Annotated in this window: 15 protein-coding genes and 1 tRNA gene; 10 read left to right on the top strand and 6 right to left on the bottom strand. The window is 64.9% G+C overall.

Annotation, left to right across the window (positions count from 1 at the left end; genetic code table 11):
• Nucleotides 1–32: 32 nt before the first annotated feature.
• A complete protein-coding gene (locus LLW23_RS02795) occupies nucleotides 33–1,421 on the bottom strand; it encodes a protein adenylyltransferase SelO family protein (RefSeq protein WP_228947271.1) in 1,389 nt (462 codons plus the stop codon).
• 37 nt (nucleotides 1,422–1,458) lie between these two features.
• Between LLW23_RS02795 and LLW23_RS02790 the strand changes: the two genes are divergently transcribed.
• Together LLW23_RS02790 and LLW23_RS02785 are read left to right on the top strand one after the other, a co-directional pair.
• Entirely contained in the window at nucleotides 1,459–2,334 is an 876-nt protein-coding gene (locus LLW23_RS02790) for an alpha/beta fold hydrolase (protein WP_228947270.1), read from the top strand.
• A 16-nt stretch (nucleotides 2,335–2,350) separates the two neighbouring features.
• Nucleotides 2,351–3,496, top strand: coding sequence for a glycoside hydrolase family 130 protein (locus LLW23_RS02785; protein WP_228947269.1), 1,146 nt, complete (start codon nucleotides 2,351–2,353; stop codon nucleotides 3,494–3,496).
• Nucleotides 3,497–3,709: 213 nt separating this feature from the next.
• On the opposite strand, the gene LLW23_RS02775 is transcribed toward LLW23_RS02785, so the two are convergent.
• On the bottom strand, nucleotides 3,710–4,477 hold the full coding sequence (locus LLW23_RS02775) for an EAL domain-containing protein (RefSeq protein WP_456299976.1): 768 nt from the start codon (nucleotides 4,475–4,477) through the stop codon (nucleotides 3,710–3,712).
• Between the two features lie 284 nt (nucleotides 4,478–4,761).
• On the opposite strand from LLW23_RS02775, the gene LLW23_RS02770 reads away from it, so the two are divergent.
• From LLW23_RS02770 to LLW23_RS02760, 3 genes are all read left to right on the top strand, one after another.
• Complete coding sequence (locus LLW23_RS02770) at nucleotides 4,762–5,910, top strand: glycosyltransferase family 4 protein (protein ID WP_228947266.1); 1,149 nt, start codon at nucleotides 4,762–4,764, stop codon at nucleotides 5,908–5,910.
• A 76-nt stretch (nucleotides 5,911–5,986) separates the two neighbouring features.
• Nucleotides 5,987–7,414, top strand: coding sequence for an NAD(P)H-dependent flavin oxidoreductase (locus LLW23_RS02765; protein WP_228947265.1), 1,428 nt, complete (start codon nucleotides 5,987–5,989; stop codon nucleotides 7,412–7,414).
• A gap of 89 nt (nucleotides 7,415–7,503) precedes the next feature.
• Entirely contained in the window at nucleotides 7,504–7,677 is a 174-nt protein-coding gene (locus LLW23_RS02760; RefSeq protein WP_228947264.1) for a hypothetical protein, read from the top strand.
• On the opposite strand, the gene LLW23_RS02755 is transcribed toward LLW23_RS02760, so the two are convergent.
• Nucleotides 7,674–8,672, bottom strand: a complete 999-nt coding sequence (locus LLW23_RS02755) for a 2-hydroxyacid dehydrogenase (protein ID WP_228947263.1) — start codon at nucleotides 8,670–8,672, stop codon at nucleotides 7,674–7,676. The two genes, LLW23_RS02760 and LLW23_RS02755, sit on opposite strands and share 4 nt — an antisense overlap.
• Before the next feature lie 97 nt (nucleotides 8,673–8,769).
• Here LLW23_RS02755 and LLW23_RS02750 point away from each other — a divergent pair, with 97 nt between their 5' ends.
• The 4 genes from LLW23_RS02750 to LLW23_RS02735 are packed head-to-tail and all read left to right on the top strand — an operon-like array spanning nucleotide 8,770 to nucleotide 11,279.
• Nucleotides 8,770–9,279, top strand: coding sequence for an SH3 domain-containing protein (locus LLW23_RS02750; protein WP_228947262.1), 510 nt, complete (start codon nucleotides 8,770–8,772; stop codon nucleotides 9,277–9,279).
• 8 nt (nucleotides 9,280–9,287) lie between these two features.
• Nucleotides 9,288–10,124 carry a carboxylating nicotinate-nucleotide diphosphorylase gene (gene nadC, locus LLW23_RS02745; protein WP_228947261.1) on the top strand — a complete coding sequence of 279 codons (837 nt, stop codon included), beginning with the start codon at nucleotides 9,288–9,290 and terminating at the stop codon, nucleotides 10,122–10,124.
• Between the two features lie 16 nt (nucleotides 10,125–10,140).
• A complete protein-coding gene (locus LLW23_RS02740) occupies nucleotides 10,141–10,572 on the top strand; it encodes a hypothetical protein (RefSeq protein ID WP_228947260.1) in 432 nt (143 codons plus the stop codon).
• Nucleotides 10,569–11,279: a ribonuclease T2 family protein gene (locus tag LLW23_RS02735; protein WP_228947259.1), complete on the top strand. Its 711-nt coding sequence runs from the start codon at nucleotides 10,569–10,571 to the stop codon at nucleotides 11,277–11,279. The genes LLW23_RS02740 and LLW23_RS02735 overlap by 4 nt, the downstream gene beginning before the upstream one ends.
• A 33-nt stretch (nucleotides 11,280–11,312) precedes the next feature.
• On the opposite strand, the gene LLW23_RS02730 is transcribed toward LLW23_RS02735, so the two are convergent.
• Nucleotides 11,313–12,491 carry a vWA domain-containing protein gene (locus LLW23_RS02730; protein WP_228947258.1) on the bottom strand — a complete coding sequence of 393 codons (1,179 nt, stop codon included), beginning with the start codon at nucleotides 12,489–12,491 and terminating at the stop codon, nucleotides 11,313–11,315.
• A 75-nt stretch (nucleotides 12,492–12,566) separates the two neighbouring features.
• Nucleotides 12,567–13,133 carry a CHAP domain-containing protein gene (locus tag LLW23_RS02725; RefSeq protein WP_228947257.1) on the bottom strand — a complete coding sequence of 189 codons (567 nt, stop codon included), beginning with the start codon at nucleotides 13,131–13,133 and terminating at the stop codon, nucleotides 12,567–12,569.
• Nucleotides 13,134–13,342: 209 nt separating this feature from the next.
• Here LLW23_RS02725 and LLW23_RS02720 point away from each other — a divergent pair.
• Nucleotides 13,343–13,416, top strand: a tRNA-Gly gene (locus LLW23_RS02720).
• On the opposite strand, the gene LLW23_RS02715 is transcribed toward LLW23_RS02720, so the two are convergent.
• Complete coding sequence (locus tag LLW23_RS02715) at nucleotides 13,382–15,022, bottom strand: recombinase family protein (RefSeq protein WP_228947256.1); 1,641 nt, start codon at nucleotides 15,020–15,022, stop codon at nucleotides 13,382–13,384. The genes LLW23_RS02720 and LLW23_RS02715 overlap by 35 nt on opposite strands.
• Between the last annotated feature and the right edge of the window lie 238 nt (nucleotides 15,023–15,260).

The following is a 15,260-nucleotide window of genomic DNA, read 5'->3' as shown; positions in this document are numbered from 1 at the left end:
CCCGTTGTGAAGGGCAATCCTTCCGTTTGTCCTTACGAGAAATCAGCCGGGCGAGACAAGTTGCCGCTAAGCGCCTCGCCCATCGCACGGATTGCGGCGATCTTGGCATTGAATGGCGTCCAATCGTCACAGTCGGCGATCGCGCTCCAGATCGCCTCAACCTCGTCGATCAGCATCGCGCACGGCGCGCCCGACCAATGCGGGTGCGACCGATCGGCACGCAGCGGCGCGGCGTCGAGCACGGCGCGCGCCTCGTCCCACTCAGCGCCGTACTGCGCCGGCAACGCCTGGCCGAACACGTCAAAGAAGAACTCGTCGATCGCCACGCCCGTTTCGCGCAGCGCACGTTCGATAACCTGAATCGCTGCGCGATCTGCTTCCGGCGACACCGCCTGCCGCCCCATCCGCCACAGCAGCGCCCCCGTCACCGCCGGCTGATACGCCGTGCCGAAACCATCCAGCGCCGCAATCAGCGGCTCCGCCTCCGCAATCAGCCGCAGCGACGCGGCGAGTTGCATCGCATCCCAGTGGATCGCCTCGGGCTGGCGCCCAAAGGCGTAGATCCCGGCGTGATCGAAATACGCCGCGACTAACTCCGGATCCCACGTCGGCGCAAACCGCCACGGCCCATAGTCGAAGCTCTCCCCCGTCACGTTGATGTTGTCCGAATTGAGCACGCCGTGGACGAACCCTGCCGCCATATACGACGCCGCCAGCCGCGCGGTGCGCGCGACCACCAGCTCCAGCAGCCGCACCGGATCCTCGCCGTCCTCGCCGTAGAGGTTGCCAAGAACATACCGCACCAGTCGCCGCATGCCCGCCTCGTCGCGCTCGTACGCGAGCCGCTGGAAGGTGCCGATCCGGATATGCGAATGGCTCAGCCGCACCAGCACGGCCGAGCGAGTAGGGGAGGGCTCGTCGCCCCGCTCCAGCGCCTCGCCGGTCTCGATCAGCGAAAAGCTGCGCGACGTGTTCACCCCCAGCGCCGCGAGCATCTCGGTCGCCAGCACCTCGCGTACGCCGCCCTTCAGCGTCAGCCGCCCGTCGCCGAAGCGGCTCCACGGCGTCTGCCCCGATCCCTTGGTGCCCAGGTCGAGCAGCCTCCCCTCGCGATCACGCATCTGCGCGAAGGTGAAGCCGCGCCCGTCGCCAATGTCGGGATTGTACACGCGGAACTGATGCCCGTGATACCGCAGCGCCAGCGGCTGCGGCAGCGTGCCCGGCAGGGGCTCGAACCGTCCGAAATGACGCACCCATTCGGCATCGTCGAGCGTATCGAGCCCCACCTGAGACGCCGCGCGGTCGTTGCGAAAGCGCAGCGTCGTCGCGGGGAAGTCCGCCGCGGCGACGGGATCGTAGAAATTCTCCCCGAGCGAAAGGATCGTCGTCTCGGGGCGATACGCTTGCGGGTCGAACATCATGCGTGGATATGGGGCACGCACAAAGGGAGGTGCAACCATGGCCGCCTGGCAAGATGTCTTTTGGTGGTCGAACGATGGCCTCCGCCTCCACGCGCGCGAATATCCCGGCGCGGCGGACAAGTTGCCGGTGCTGTGCCTCCCTGGACTCACCCGCAACGCGCGCGATTACGACGTGCTCGCGCGCCGCCTCGCTGGTCCGCGCCGCGTCCTCGCGGTCGATCTGCGCGGCCGCGGCGAAAGCGCCTACGCCCGCGATCCGATGAGCTACGTCCCGCTCACCTACGCGCAGGACATCGCCGCCTTGCTCGCCGATCGGAAAATCGAGCGCTTCGTCGCGGTCGGTACCTCGCTCGGCGGGATCGTCACGATGCTGCTCGCCGGGATGCTGCCCGGCCGCATTGCCGGCGCACTGCTGAACGATGTCGGGCCCGAGATCGAGCCCGCCGGCCTTGCGCGCATCCGCGGCTATGTCGGCCGCTCCAGCGCCTGGCCGACCTGGATGCACGCCGCCCGCGCGGTGCAGGAAGGCAATGCGGAAGTTTATCCCGACTGGACGATCAAGGATTGGCTGGCGATGGCCAAGCGGCTGTACCGGCTGAACAATGCCGGCCGCATCGTGCTCGATTACGATCTCAAGATCGCCGAGCCGTTCCGCGTGCCGGGCAACGAGGCCGGGCCGGACATGTGGCGCGCGCTCGCCGCGCTCCGCAAGGCGCCCGTCCTGGTCGTGCGCGGCGGCCGCTCGGACATCCTGACCGCCCCGGTCGCCGAGCGAATGATCGCCGCGCTGCCCGACGCCGAGTTGCTGACCTTGCCCGACATCGGCCATGCTCCCACGCTCGCTGAGCCCGAAGTAGACGCCGCGATCGACCGCCTCCTCGCCCGCGCTGAACGGGAACCGCAGGCGGCCTGAGCCGCTAAGCGCCGCGATGCACCAGGAAGATTTCCCGCTCGACCATCTCGTCTTCAGCCCAGACGACGTCGACCTGTCGCGCTCCCCGCTCGCCGGCCAGCTCGGCGAAGAAACGTACGTTCTGGGCGCCTTCAACCCCGGCATGACGCGGCTACCCAACGGCAACATCCTGCTGATGGTCCGCATCGCCGAGGCGCTGCGCGCGCCGATCCGCGACGGCAACGTCCGCGCGATCCGCTGGCAGGATGGCGCGTACGTGCTCGACGCCTGGCCGCTCGATCTCGTCGACACCACCGATCCGCGCAAGTTCATGGTGCGCGGCGACGGGTGGAAGGTGATGGCGCTCACCTCATTGTCGTGGCTGCTACCCGTCGAGCTCGATCCCGAAGGCCGCCGCATCGAGGCAATCCGCTACGACCGCGCAATCGCCCCGCGCGCACCGTACCAGACCTACGGCGTCGAGGACGCCCGCATCAGCCGGGTCGGTGATCGCTATTTAATGACCACCTGCTCGGTAAGCCCAGAACGCCATTCGACCACGCTCTACACCAGCCCTGACGCGATCGACTGGAAGCTCGAAGGCATCGTCCTCGATCACCAGAACAAGGACATGCTGATCTTCGAAGGGCAGATCGGCGGACACTATTGGGCGCAGACCAGACCGCTCGGCGATCTGTACTTCGCTTATCCTCCCAACAGCGAATGGCGCGCCGGCCCGTCGATCAACCTCGCCGCGTCCCCCGACGCCTTGCACTGGAAGCCCAGCGACCATCCCGGCATCCGTCCCCACGCCGCCACAGTCTCCACCGCGCGCATCGGCGGCGGCGCCCCGCCGGTACTGACCACAATCGACGGGCAGGAGGGCTGGATGACGCTGTGGCACGGCGTCGAGCCATCGGGTGTCGTAGGCATCTATCGCACGTACTGGACGCTGCTCGACAAGCACGAACCCTGGCGCACCCTCGCAACCCAGTACCAACCGCTGCTCAGCCCCAACCCGGCACTGACCGCGCCGCTCGAGGACAAGATGTACATCGACGACGTGGTCTTCACGACAGGGATCGCCGACGCGGGCCATTACTGGATCGTTGCTAGCGGCGAGGCCGATCTCGCCTGCCGCATCACGCATATTCCAAAGGATCGGCTCGGCCAGGTGAGGTAATCAGTCGTCCTACGCCGTCATGCTCCAGCCTGCGGCACCCATTTTCCCTTCGTCCGGCTGGTCAGATGAAACAGTCCGCAGCGATCACATCGATAGGCCCGCAAATCGATGTCGGCGCGAACCGCCGCCGCACTCGCCTCCGCCTCCGTCACGAACCGCACCTTCCTGTTGCAAACGCTAAGCTTCGTACTCGCCACCGGTCAGACCATATTCTCAAGCCGCCGCCGCAATCGAGCCCCCCGGTAACGTAATTTCGGGCAAAGTCCGAAACCCCGGACGCGCCAGCAGATACCCCTGAATATAGCGCACCCCGATCGCCCGCAGCGCTTCATATTCGGCGACCGTTTCTATCCCCTCCGCGATCACCGTGATGCCAAGGTTCTCGCACAGTCGAACCACGCTCTCGATGATCATCCGGCGCGGCAGGCTGGTGTCCACCCCACGGATCAGATCCATGTCGAGCTTGATCAGGTCGGTCTGAAATTTTGCGAGCAGGCCGAGCCCGGCGTGGCCGGCACCGAAATCGTCGATCGCAGTCGCGAAGCCCATCTTGCGATACGTCTCGACGATCGTTTTCACGTGTGAAGTGTCGGCCATCTCCTCGTTCTCGGTAAATTCGAAGATCAGCCGGTCAGGCGGAAAGCCTGTTGCGCGCGCGGTCTTTAGCGTCAGCTGGATGCAGGCCACCGGCGAATAGACTGCGTTCGGCAGGAAATTGATCGACAGCCGTGCGCCCGTGTCGATGATACCGGCCGCAACGGCTAGCTCGATTGCGGTGACGCGGCACTGCTGGTCGAAGGCATAGCGGTTTTCAGGCGTCACCTGCGAAAGCACGTCGTACGCGCCTTCGCCGTTGCTGCCACGCACTAACGCCTCATAGGCGAAGGGACGCCCCGTCTCGGCATCGACGATCGGTTGAAAAGCCATCGCAATATCGAAGGTATCGGCCTTCGATCTGCAGCCCGTGCACCCTGCCTGCATATTCTATCACCCGTGGTCCTGCCACATCGGGCTACGCGGTCAGCCTTAATGCCCTGTAAATATTCAAATGCTTCTTAACTTGGGTAAGTGTGATCGCGCCTGTTTTTCGCAAGCCGACGGGCGTTTGCTGGCTTGCACTGTCCTACGGTGCCTCGAATGTGGCAATGCGTGACGATGATCCTGCCAACCTCGCCCCGCCGCGCCGACGCGAATGTTGAGACCGCTGCGCTACCCGTGCGACAGCCTCAACTTCCTCAACATTCGCGCGCTAAGTCGTTGATTTGATGATCCGGCCGATCAGCATCCTCCACCTCCATTCCACGTTCGATCTGGGCGGTAAGGAGGCTCGCGCGGTGCGCTTGATGAATGCGTTCGGCGATCGCGCAAGCCATACGGTCGTATCGGGGATGGCGGGTCGCCACAGCGCGCGCGACCGCATCGACCCGCACGTGAAATACGAGATCGCGCAAGACCCGCCGCCGCTGCAGGGCCGCCCCTCGGTCGCACGCTATGAGGCGATCGCGCGCTACATGCGACGCTTCGATCTGGTGCTCACGTACAATTGGGGCGCGATCGATGGCGTTATGGCGCGGCGCGTGTTCGGCCGTGGCGTCCCGCCCGTCGTCCACCACGAGGACGGGTTCAACGAGGACGAGGCTGACGGTCTGAAGCGGGAGCGCAATCTTTACCGTCGTCTCGCGCTAAGCGCCGCGCATGCGCTCGCGGTGCCGTCGACCACGCTTGAGCGGATCGCGCTGGAAACGTGGAAGCAGCCGCGCAGCAAGGTCCACCGCATCGTCAACGGGATCGCGACCGAGCTTTACACCAGGCGTCCCGAGGCAAAGGCGATCCCCGGCTTCTTGCGCAAGCCGAAGGAGACGGTAATCGGCACTGTCGCTGGCCTGCGTGCGGTCAAGGATCTTCCGGCGCTCGTTCGCGCCGCGGGCGGGCTTTCCAGTCGCTTCCGCCTCGTGATCGTCGGCGAGGGTCCGGAACGCACCGCGATCGAGCACGCCGCGCTGGCGATGGGGATCGAGGATCGGCTGGTGCTGCCCGGATTTCTCGATCAGCCCTATCGCTTCATCGGCCACTTCGATCTGCTCGCGCTGTCCTCGCTGTCTGAGCAGTTTCCGATCTCGGTGGTCGAGGCGATGGCGGCTGGGTTGCCAATCGTCGCGCCGCCGGTCGGCGACGTGCCGGGGATGGTCGCTGCCGAGAATGCGCCGTTCATCATCGATCGGCACGACGAGGTGGGATTGCGTGATGCGATGCAGGCGCTGATCGCTGATCCCGATCTGCGCCGCAGCGTCGGCGAGGCGAACCGTCGCAAGGCGCAGGCCGAATATGACGAGGGACGAATGATCGCGCGCTATGCTGCGCTCTACGAGGCCGCGATCGGCCGGCCCGGCGCCCTGTCGAGCGATCAGTCGTGATCGCGCAAATTTCCTCGCCCGGTGCAACCTTTCACGTTACCGGGCCGTAATCTTAATCAAGAGGTGAACGAAGGCCGTGGCAACCGCCGTATTCCAGGGGCTCAAGCCCATCGTCTACAACGGCCGCGAAGTCTGGCCGCTGGTCGAAGGCGGCAAGGGCGTGGCGGCGACCAACCATGCCTCGGCCGGTGCCTGGGCGGCGGCTGGCGGAATCGGCACGGTCAGCGCAGTCAACGCCGACAGCTACGATCCCGACGGGAAGATCGTTCCGCAGGTTTACCACGCGCTCACGCGGCGCGAGCGGCACGAGGAACTGATCGCTTATGCCATCGAGGGCGCGGTCCAGCAGGTCCAGCGCGCATGGGAAATCGCGAACGCAACCGGCAGCAATCGCGGTGCGATCAACATCAACGTATTGTGGGAAATGGGCGGCGCGCAACGCGTGCTGCAGGGTGTGCTGGAACGCACCAAGGGGCTGGTCGCCGGCGTCACCTGCGGTGCGGGCATGCCATACAAGCTCAGCGAAATCGCCGCATCGTACAACGTCAACTATTTGCCGATCGTCTCCTCCGGCCGCGCGTTCCGTGCCTTGTGGAAGCGCGCCTATTCCAAGGTGTCGGAGCTGCTCGGCGCGGTCGTCTATGAAGATCCCTGGCTCGCCGGAGGCCACAATGGCCTCTCGAATGCCGAGGATCCGTTGAAGCCCGAGGATCCCTATCCTCGCGTCAAGGCGCTGCGCGAGACGATGCGCGAAGGCGGCATCCCCGATTCGACCCCGATCGTGATGGCCGGCGGCGTCTGGTATCTGCGCGACTGGAGCAACTGGATCGACAATCCGGAACTTGGCGCCATCGCCTTTCAATATGGCACCCGGCCGCTGTTGACGCAGGAAAGCCCAATTCCCCAGGCGTGGAAGGATCGCCTGACGTCGATCGACGAGGGCGAGGTGCTACTTCACCGTTTCTCCCCGACCGGTTTCTATTCGTCGGCGGTGCGCAACCCATTCCTCCGTAGCCTCGAAGGCCGTTCGGAGCGTCAGATCGCATTCTCGACGCAAGAGGCGGGCGACCACGTGTTCCAGCTCGACGTCGGCGTGAAGGGCAAGAACTTCTGGGTCACGAAGGGTGATCTGCTCCGCGCCCGCGAATGGTTCGGTTATGGCTTCACCGACGCATTGAAGACGCCTGACAATACGCTGGTCTTCGTCTCGCCGACGGAAAAGGCCGAAATCCGCAAGGACCAGTCCGATTGTATGGGCTGCCTCAGCCACTGCCTGTTCTCGAGCTGGGCCGATACTGAAACCAACTCGACCGGACGCTTGGCCGATCCACGCAGTTTCTGCATCCAGAAGACGCTGCAGGAAATCGCGCACGGCGGCGATATCGATTCGAACCTGATGTTCGCCGGCCATGCCGCTTACAATTTCAAGCGCGATCCATTTTATTCGAACGGGTTTGTGCCGACAGTTAAGCAGCTCGTCGATCGTATCCTGACTGGCGACTGACGGCCGAAGCGATATGTCGGCGCCGCAACGCTCCGACATCGTGCGGTGCGATGCGGCGGGCATCGGTGAACCTTCCCCAGGAGGTTCCCATGTTCGACGATCCCGACTGCGCCTATTTCTCGCAACGCGCCCGCCAGGAAGCGCTCCGAGCGATCGCCGCCGAACACCCCGTCGCCGCCGCGATCCACCAGCAGCTGTGCCTGCTCTACACCGGCCGCGTGCTCGATGCCCTGTTCGATGCCGCGCCGGCAGGAAGAAGCTAGGCCCAGCCTTCCAGCACCTGGTCCGGCGGGCGGTGCCCATCCGCCCACATGCGAATGTTGGTGATCACCTTCTCGCCGGTGGCAAGCCGTCCCTCATACGTCGCCGAGCCCATGTGCGGAGTCATCACCACGTTGGGCAGCGCGAGTAGACGAGGGTCGATCGCCGGCTCGTGTTTCCACACGTCGAGCCCCGCGCCCGCCAGCCGGCCCGCTTCAAGCGCATCGATCATCGCATCCTCATCGACGATCCCACCGCGGCTGGCATTGATCAGGAAAACGTGCGGGCGCAGCAGCGCGATACAACCAGCGTCGATCAAATTCTCGCTGTCGGCGTTGCGTGGCGTGTGGATCGTCAAGATGTCGATCGCAGCCAGCATCTCATGAAGATTGGGATGCCATTGCGCTTGCAACTCGGCTTCGACCACCTTGGGCAGCCGATGCCGGTTGTGGTAGTGGACCGACAGCCCAAACGCCCGCGCGCGCCGCGCAACCGCCTGGCCGATCCGCCCCATCCCCACGATGCCGAGCGCCTTGCCGCTGATGCGATGGCCAAGCATCCCGCCCGGTGTCCACCCCTTCCATTCCCCCGAGCGAACCAGCTTCTCTCCCTCCGCCAGTCGGCGCGGCACCGACAGGATCAGCGCCATCGTCATGTCGGCCGTGTCCTCGGTGAGGACGCCCGGCGTATTGGTGACGATGATCCCTCGGGCACGCGCCGCCTTGAGATCGATATGATTCACGCCGGCCCCAAAATTGGCGATCAGCTTCAGCCGCTCGCTGGCCTGCGCGATCAATTCGGAATCGATCGTGTCGACGACCGTCGGCACCAGCACGTCGCACTCGCGCATTTCGGCAGCCAGCGCCTCGCGCGGCATTGCCTGGTCACTGCGGTTGTTGCGCGTGTCGAACAGCGTCTGCAGCCGGTCCATGACGATATCCGGCAACTCACGGGTGACGACCACTCTCGGGCTGGCAACGCGGCGGACTTGAACCATGTATCCGGCTTGGCGAAGCCCCACGCGAACGTCAACGATCGCTTGGCGTCGGTTGAAATCGGAGGCTAAAGAGCGCGTGGATCGGCGGGGGCAGCAAATGCGGCAAGTGACGGGAATAGTGGCGGCATTGGCCGCGATCGCCACGCTGATGGCGGGCGTCGCCCCCAGCCGGATTGCCGCTCAGACCGCCAAGGAAAAGCCGAAGCCGCCATATTTCGCGTCGATCGGCGCCGGCAAGGCGCGGATGCGCTCTGGCCCAGGCCGCACCTTCCCGGCGACCTGGCTCTATGTGCGCGCGGACCTGCCGGTGCGCGTGATCGATGTGTTCAAGGAATGGCGCAAGGTCGAGGATCCGGGCGGCGTCCAGGGCTGGATGCTTGGCAATCTGATTGCCAGCACGCGCACTGCGGTCGTGCAGGGATCGATCCTCGAGCTGCGTGATCGCCCGGCATTCGGCGCGCGCATTCTCTGGCGTGCCGAACCCGGCGTGGTCGGGCGCGTCAGCCAGTGTGCGCGGGGCTGGTGCCGCTTCGACGTCAAGGGGCAGGCGGGTTTCGCCGAAGCGAGCCGGCTGTGGGGCGTCGCTGCCGACGAGACGTTGCCGTGAGTGGGGCGATGATCACCGACTTCGACATGGACGCGTTCGTCACCGCGACGCTCGCGGAGGATTTGGGGCCGGGCGGCGATGTCACGTCGCAGGCCGTGATCCCGGCGGATGCCCGTTTCGCCGCGGTGATGGACACGCGCGACGCTATAACCGTCGCGGGGCTTGAGATCGCGGCCGCCTTCTTCCGCCGGCTCGACCCCGCCGCGACGATCGAGCTGCTGGTGACGGATGGCGCGCGGGTCGACAAGGGCACCAATCTGATGCGCATCGAGGGAAGTGCACGGGCGCTGCTCACCGCCGAGCGTTCCGCGCTGAACACGGTGCAGCATCTGTCGGGAATCGCAACGCTGACCGCGCGATACGTCGACAAAATTGTCGGAACCGGCGCGACCCTGCTCGATACGCGCAAGACGATCCCCGGCCTGCGCGTGCTTGAGAAATATGCTACGCGGACCGGCGGCGCGCGCAACCATCGCATGGGCTTGTGGGATGCAGCGATGATCAAGGACAATCATGTCGCCGTGGCCGGCGGGGTGGGGGAGGCCGTACGCCGCGCGCGGGCTGCGGCTATCGCCGAGATCATCGTAGAGGTCGACAGCATCGATCAGATCGAGCCGGCGCTTGCGGCCGGCGCGACGCGGTTGTTGCTGGACAACATGCCCCCGCCGGTGTTGCGCGGCGCCGTGACGCTAGTTGGTGGGCGCGTTCCGACGGAAGCGTCGGGCGGGGTAACCTTGGAGACGATCCGCGCGATCGCGGAGACTGGCGTGAATTTCATCAGCGTCGGGCGGCTGACCCAGTCGGCACCCGCCGCTGATATCGGCCTCGACTTTGCGCTCGCCTGAGAGTCCGGAGCCCCCGATGCCTCGCCCTTTGTCGATCGTCCGTTTCGAGCGGCTGTACCTCGCCGCGCTGGTGCTAGACGCCGCTAATGCTGCGCTCAATTGGTCGAGCTGGATGGCACGATTTACAGCCTCGCCTGCGGGAGCCGAGATGACTTGGGTGCTTCCTGTTATGGTAGCGTCGCTGTTCGCACTTCGAGTCGTGCTCTGGTATTTCGTGGCGCATTGGGCGAGCGTCACCGCCAAGTGGATTGTCGTTGCGTTGGCGGTAATCTCCGGGATCGGCCTGCTGTCCGGCGTCCTGGCGCTGACCACCGGCGCGATCTCGTCGCTTCCGCCAGCACTTGCCGGCATCGCCGCGGCCGCCTTGTACATCGCCGCTGCTTTTCATTTATTCCGACCCGATACACGATCGTGGTTCGGCAAAAGCTACCAGGAGCATGACGCATGATCCGCGCCGCGGCCGCCCTTCTTCTCCTCGCGCCAGGTGTCGCATCGGCGCAGGCCTACAGCTGCGCCGTTCCTGACGCTGCGGCGCTCACCGTTCGCCCTGACTTGCCGAGCGAACGCGAGCCGCAGCGTCTGCTGCCGATCGGGCATTACACGTTGGCGATCAGCTGGTCCCCGCAATATTGCCGTGCACCCGATAAGGCCGCCCGGTCGCGTTTCCAGTGCGGCGGCGCGAGCCGGTTTGGTTTCGTGTTGCACGGACTGTGGCCTGACGGCGTGGGGGAAAAGTGGCCGCAGTATTGCAAGTCGACCACGCTGATACCGGCCGCCACGCTCCGCGCGAACATGTGCGCGACACCCTCGGCGCAATTGCTACAGCACGAATGGGCGAAGCACGGCACCTGCATGGCCGGCGAAACTCCCGAAAGCTATTTCCGCCGCTCGACGGCGTTGTTCCGCGAGCTGCGCTACCCAGACATGGTAGCGCTGTCGCGCCGACCCTTGACCGCCGGCCGGCTCGCCACCGCTATCGCGCGTGTAAATCCAGGCATGCGCGCCGACATGATGCGGATCACCACCGACCGGGGCGGCTGGCTGGATGAGGTTTGGCTCTGCATGGACAAGAGCTTCCGCTACGCCCGATGTCCCGCTCATCAGGGCGGTGTGAAGCTCAACGCGCGCGTAAAGATCTGGCGCGGGCGCCGGTAGCGATCTTTGGCCCCCGCGCTACGGGGAGCGCCGCTACCGCTTTCGCGTCAGCTCCCGCATTGCATCGTCCAGCCCTGCAAGCGACAGCGGGTACATCCGGTCGTTCATCAACTCGCGGATCACCTTCACCGACTGCGAATATCCCCATTGCGCTTGCGCTACTGGGTTCAGCCACACCGCTGCGGGATAGGTAGTGGTCAGCCGGTGCATCCACACCGCGCCCGATTCCTCGTTGAAATGCTCGACCGAACCGCCCGGATGGGTGATCTCGTACGGGCTCATCGAGGCGTCGCCGACGAACACTACCTTATAATCGTGTGGGAACTTGTGAAGCACGTCCCACATCGGCGTGCGCTCCGAGAAGCGCCGCTTATTGTCCTTCCACACGCCCTCATAGGGGCAGTTGTGAAAGTAGAAGAACTCCAGGTTCTTGAACTCGGTCGTCGCGGCGGAGAACAATTCCTCGCACAGCTTGACGAATGGATCCATTGATCCGCCGACGTCTAGGAACAGCAGCAACTTCACTGCATTGCGCCGCTCGGGCCGCATGTGGACATCGAGCCAGCCCTGTCGCGCCGTGCCGTCGATCGTCGCGTCGATGTCGAGCTCGTCCGCGGCACCCTCGCGCGCAAACTTGCGCAGCCGACGCAGCGCAATCTTGATATTGCGAGTGCCCAGCTCCTTCGTGTTGTCGAGGTTGCGGAACTCGCGCTGGTCCCACACCTTCAACGCACGTTTTTGCTTCGATTCACCGCCAATCCGCACTCCTTCGGGATTATAACCTGAGTTGCCGAATGGGCTTGTGCCGCCGGTGCCGACCCATTTGTTGCCGCCCTGGTGGCGCTTCTTCTGCTCGTCGAGCCGCTTCTGCAGCGTCTCCATGATCTCTTCCCAGGAGCCGAGCGACTTAATCGCTTCCATCTCCTCCGGCGTCAGGAACTTGTCCGCAACCGCCTTCAGCCAATCGGCCGGGATCTCAGCGCCCTGTTGCGCGAAGCTCGTCTCGATACCCTTGAAGACCTTGGCGAAAACCTGATCGAACTTGTCGAGCAGCCCCTCATCTTTCACGTACACCGCGCGGGAGAGGTAGTAAAAGTCCTCCGGGGTCCGCTCGATCACGTCCTTCTGCAGCGCCTCGAGGAGTATAAGGTGCTCCTTCATGCTCGCCGGTATGCCGGCGACGCGGAGCTCGTCGAGGAAGTTGAGGAACATCAGCCATCCGCCCATCGTCTGCTTTTGATAGCGTGATGGCAGAAGTGGTGACGACGCAACAGTGTGAACTTGATCTCAACGGCGCGCGCTGCCCGCGCCAGCTCCTGGGACATAGGCGTCGATCAGCGCGCCAACATAGTCCGGGCTGCGGCTGGTCAGCTCCTCGCGCGGGTGACCTGGGGAGTAGATGAAGCCGTGGACCTTGTAGATCGTGCCACCTAGCCCATCGGCATCGCGATACCAGACCTTCACTTCGCTCCAGTCATTGCGCGAACTGACATCGAATACCGTCACGTCTTGCTCGGCATGGCCGCGGGCGCCGTTCAGTCGCGACCAGTTCGCATGCGTCAGCATAAGCACTCGATCCTCGACGATCCTGCTGACGACGGCGACGTGCCCGAGCGGCAGGCGCGATTGCCGCGCAAAGGCGATCACCGAACCGACGCGGGGCCGCTCGCCGCGTTTGTAGCGGCCGTCGGCTTGATCCCACCAAGTCCAGGCATCGCCGTATATCTGGATGCCGGAAGCTTGGCGCGCGAAGGGCACGCATTGGCCGACATAATCGAGCAGCGAACGCGCCTCTACCGGGCAGGCGAGGGAACAAGCGAACGCGGCAACGAGAGCGAGGGGGGGGCGCTTCATCACATTCCCTGACTACCAAGCAGGCGCTGACTGGCGCGTTGCTCATTGTGGTAAACAAAGGTTTGCCGCTGTCTCGTAGGAGGCGAGGCGCGAGCGTAACGATCGCGTTTGTTTGGTGAAATTCGCGCGAATCGATCGTGCGCTTGCGCGCCCCGGCTAGTTTCGATAATCGCCATCGGGTCGATGACAGCGTGCGCGCTTAAGCCGTCGCGGGTGTAGCTCAATGGTAGAGCAGAAGCTTCCCAAGCTTACGACGAGGGTTCGATTCCCTTCACCCGCTCCAGCACATACAGCCGTCCGTCTCCACTCGCGCTAACCTGCTCTGGCTGAGGCACAAAGCCCGCCAGGCTGAGCATGGCAGCGAGGCGTCCCTCGATCTCGATTTCCACACCGCGGGCGGTCGGATGCGGGTGAATGACCAGGCGGTCGATCAATCCGCGCAATGCCGGCAGTGCCTCCTGGCGGGCCTCGGGATCGGCAAGTTCCTCGTTCAACTTGTCGACTCGTCGGCGATAGTCCGCGGCGATGGTCGGATGGAGTGCGACCACCGGAAGCGACTCGACTTCCGCCAGCTCGGCCGTGGCCGCGTCGCGATCTGCTTTTGCCTTCGTCAGCGCCTCGCGGATCTCGGCGAACTCGCCGGCGCCGGTGGCGATCGCCGCGACCAGGCGCTGGACCTTGGCGGCCGCGTCGGTCACGCGTTTCTCCAGCTTTGTGCTCTCGCGCTTCGTGTCGGCCGACCGCCGGGCATATTCCTGATGGTACTCGCGGACGAACAGCGCGACGAGCTCGGGATCGAGCATGCGCTCGCGCAGGCCGGCTAGCACGCGACGTTCGAACTGGTCGGTGGTGATCTGCCGGTTGTTGGTGCAGCTGCCGTCGCTCTTGTGTTTGGTGCAGCCCCATCGCTCGCTGCCGATGACGATCCAACTTTCGCCACAGAGTCCACAGACGCCGAGGCCCGACAGCATCCGGCGCGATCGGACGCGCCGATGGAGCGGCAGGCTCTCGCTGCGCGCATGGCGCTCGCGGGCCGCTTCCCACGCCTCCTGGTCGATGATCCGCAGATGCGGCACGTCTTCGGTGACCCACGCGCTCTCCGGATTGACGCGGATCCGCGTCGTTCGCGTGGTGGGCTCGACGACTTTGCTGGTGCGGTTGTGCACCAGGCGGCCAATATAGAGTTCGTTGCGAAGGATGCCGTTGCCGCGCTTCCCATCGCCATTGATCGTCGTCGCGCGCCAGTGCGACCCGCGCGGTCCGAGCACGCCTTCTGCATTCAGCGCGGCCGCGATCGTTCGCGCGCTCATACCGGCGTTGAACTCGCGGAAGATGCGGCGGACGATATCGGCCTCGTCCGGCTGGATCTCGCGCAGGCCGCGAAGCGGGCGCCCGTTCTCGTCGATCCGGTTGGCAGTGCGATACCCATACGCCAGCCCGGCCGGTGAGCGGTCGGCCGCCACGGTGCCGCGCTGGCCACGTTTGATCTTGGCGCCGAGCTCCTTCCGAAACTGTGCGTCCATCAGCCCCTTGAAGGTGCCGCTGATGTCAGTGACCTCGCCATCGGACAGGGTGAACAGTCGCGCGCCAGCGAAACTCAGGCGCTCGCGAATAGCGAAGCTGTCACCCTGGTGGCGTGCGATGCGGTCGGTCGCTTCGGTGAGCACCTGGTCGACGCCGCCTGCTTCGACGCGAGACAGGAGGGCGGCGAGGCCGGGGCGCTGCGCCTCGCTGATCCCGGCCGCGCCGCTGATCGCGTAATCCGTGAAGATCTCGAGCACGGGCCAGCCTTCGCGATCGGCGCGCTCGCGGCAGACCGCGATCTGATCGTCGATCGACCGGCTATTTTGAAGCTGGCTGGAGAACCGAGCGTAGATGACCGTCCGCACTTCGTCGTTCCTTTCGGCGCTCTGCTATGTCCCGCGCAGCCGCGGCGCGCGCAAGCGCCTTCACAAAGTCGATCAGGGCCGGATCGTGCTTCATGCCGCCAGTCGCGTCGGCTGTGCGAACAACGCCCCGGTGCGATCGAGCGGCTGGCCCACGACCTGTGGGTAGACGTCACGACGGTGTGGCGCTGGATCGCCGGAGAGCTGGAGCCGGGCGCTGACCTGTCGTTTCTGATTTCGA

The sequence above is a fragment of the Sphingomonas radiodurans genome, assembly GCF_020866845.1.
Lineage (GTDB): Bacteria > Pseudomonadota > Alphaproteobacteria > Sphingomonadales > Sphingomonadaceae > Sphingomonas > Sphingomonas radiodurans.
Note: the sequence above shows the minus strand (reverse complement) of the source record. Positions and strands in the feature narration are given on the sequence as shown.

Bases quoted from the DNA above. Each gene is read 5' to 3' on its own strand.
- LLW23_RS02795 (WP_228947271.1), bottom strand. From the start codon at position 1,421: ATGATGTTCGACCCGCAAGCGTATCGCCCCGAGACGACGATCCTTTCG.
- LLW23_RS02790 (WP_228947270.1), top strand. From the start codon at position 1,459: ATGGCCGCCTGGCAAGATGTCTTTTGGTGGTCGAACGATGGCCTCCGC.
- LLW23_RS02785 (WP_228947269.1), top strand. From the start codon at position 2,351: ATGCACCAGGAAGATTTCCCGCTCGACCATCTCGTCTTCAGCCCAGAC.
- LLW23_RS02775 (WP_456299976.1), bottom strand. From the start codon at position 4,477: ATGCAGGCAGGGTGCACGGGCTGCAGATCGAAGGCCGATACCTTCGAT.
- LLW23_RS02770 (WP_228947266.1), top strand. From the start codon at position 4,762: ATGATCCGGCCGATCAGCATCCTCCACCTCCATTCCACGTTCGATCTG.
- LLW23_RS02760 (WP_228947264.1), top strand. From the start codon at position 7,504: ATGTTCGACGATCCCGACTGCGCCTATTTCTCGCAACGCGCCCGCCAG.
- LLW23_RS02755 (WP_228947263.1), bottom strand. From the start codon at position 8,672: ATGGTTCAAGTCCGCCGCGTTGCCAGCCCGAGAGTGGTCGTCACCCGT.
- LLW23_RS02750 (WP_228947262.1), top strand. From the start codon at position 8,770: ATGCGGCAAGTGACGGGAATAGTGGCGGCATTGGCCGCGATCGCCACG.
- nadC (WP_228947261.1), top strand. From the start codon at position 9,288: ATGATCACCGACTTCGACATGGACGCGTTCGTCACCGCGACGCTCGCG.
- LLW23_RS02740 (WP_228947260.1), top strand. From the start codon at position 10,141: ATGCCTCGCCCTTTGTCGATCGTCCGTTTCGAGCGGCTGTACCTCGCC.
- LLW23_RS02735 (WP_228947259.1), top strand. From the start codon at position 10,569: ATGATCCGCGCCGCGGCCGCCCTTCTTCTCCTCGCGCCAGGTGTCGCA.
- LLW23_RS02730 (WP_228947258.1), bottom strand. From the start codon at position 12,491: ATGTTCCTCAACTTCCTCGACGAGCTCCGCGTCGCCGGCATACCGGCG.
- LLW23_RS02725 (WP_228947257.1), bottom strand. From the start codon at position 13,133: ATGAAGCGCCCCCCCCTCGCTCTCGTTGCCGCGTTCGCTTGTTCCCTC.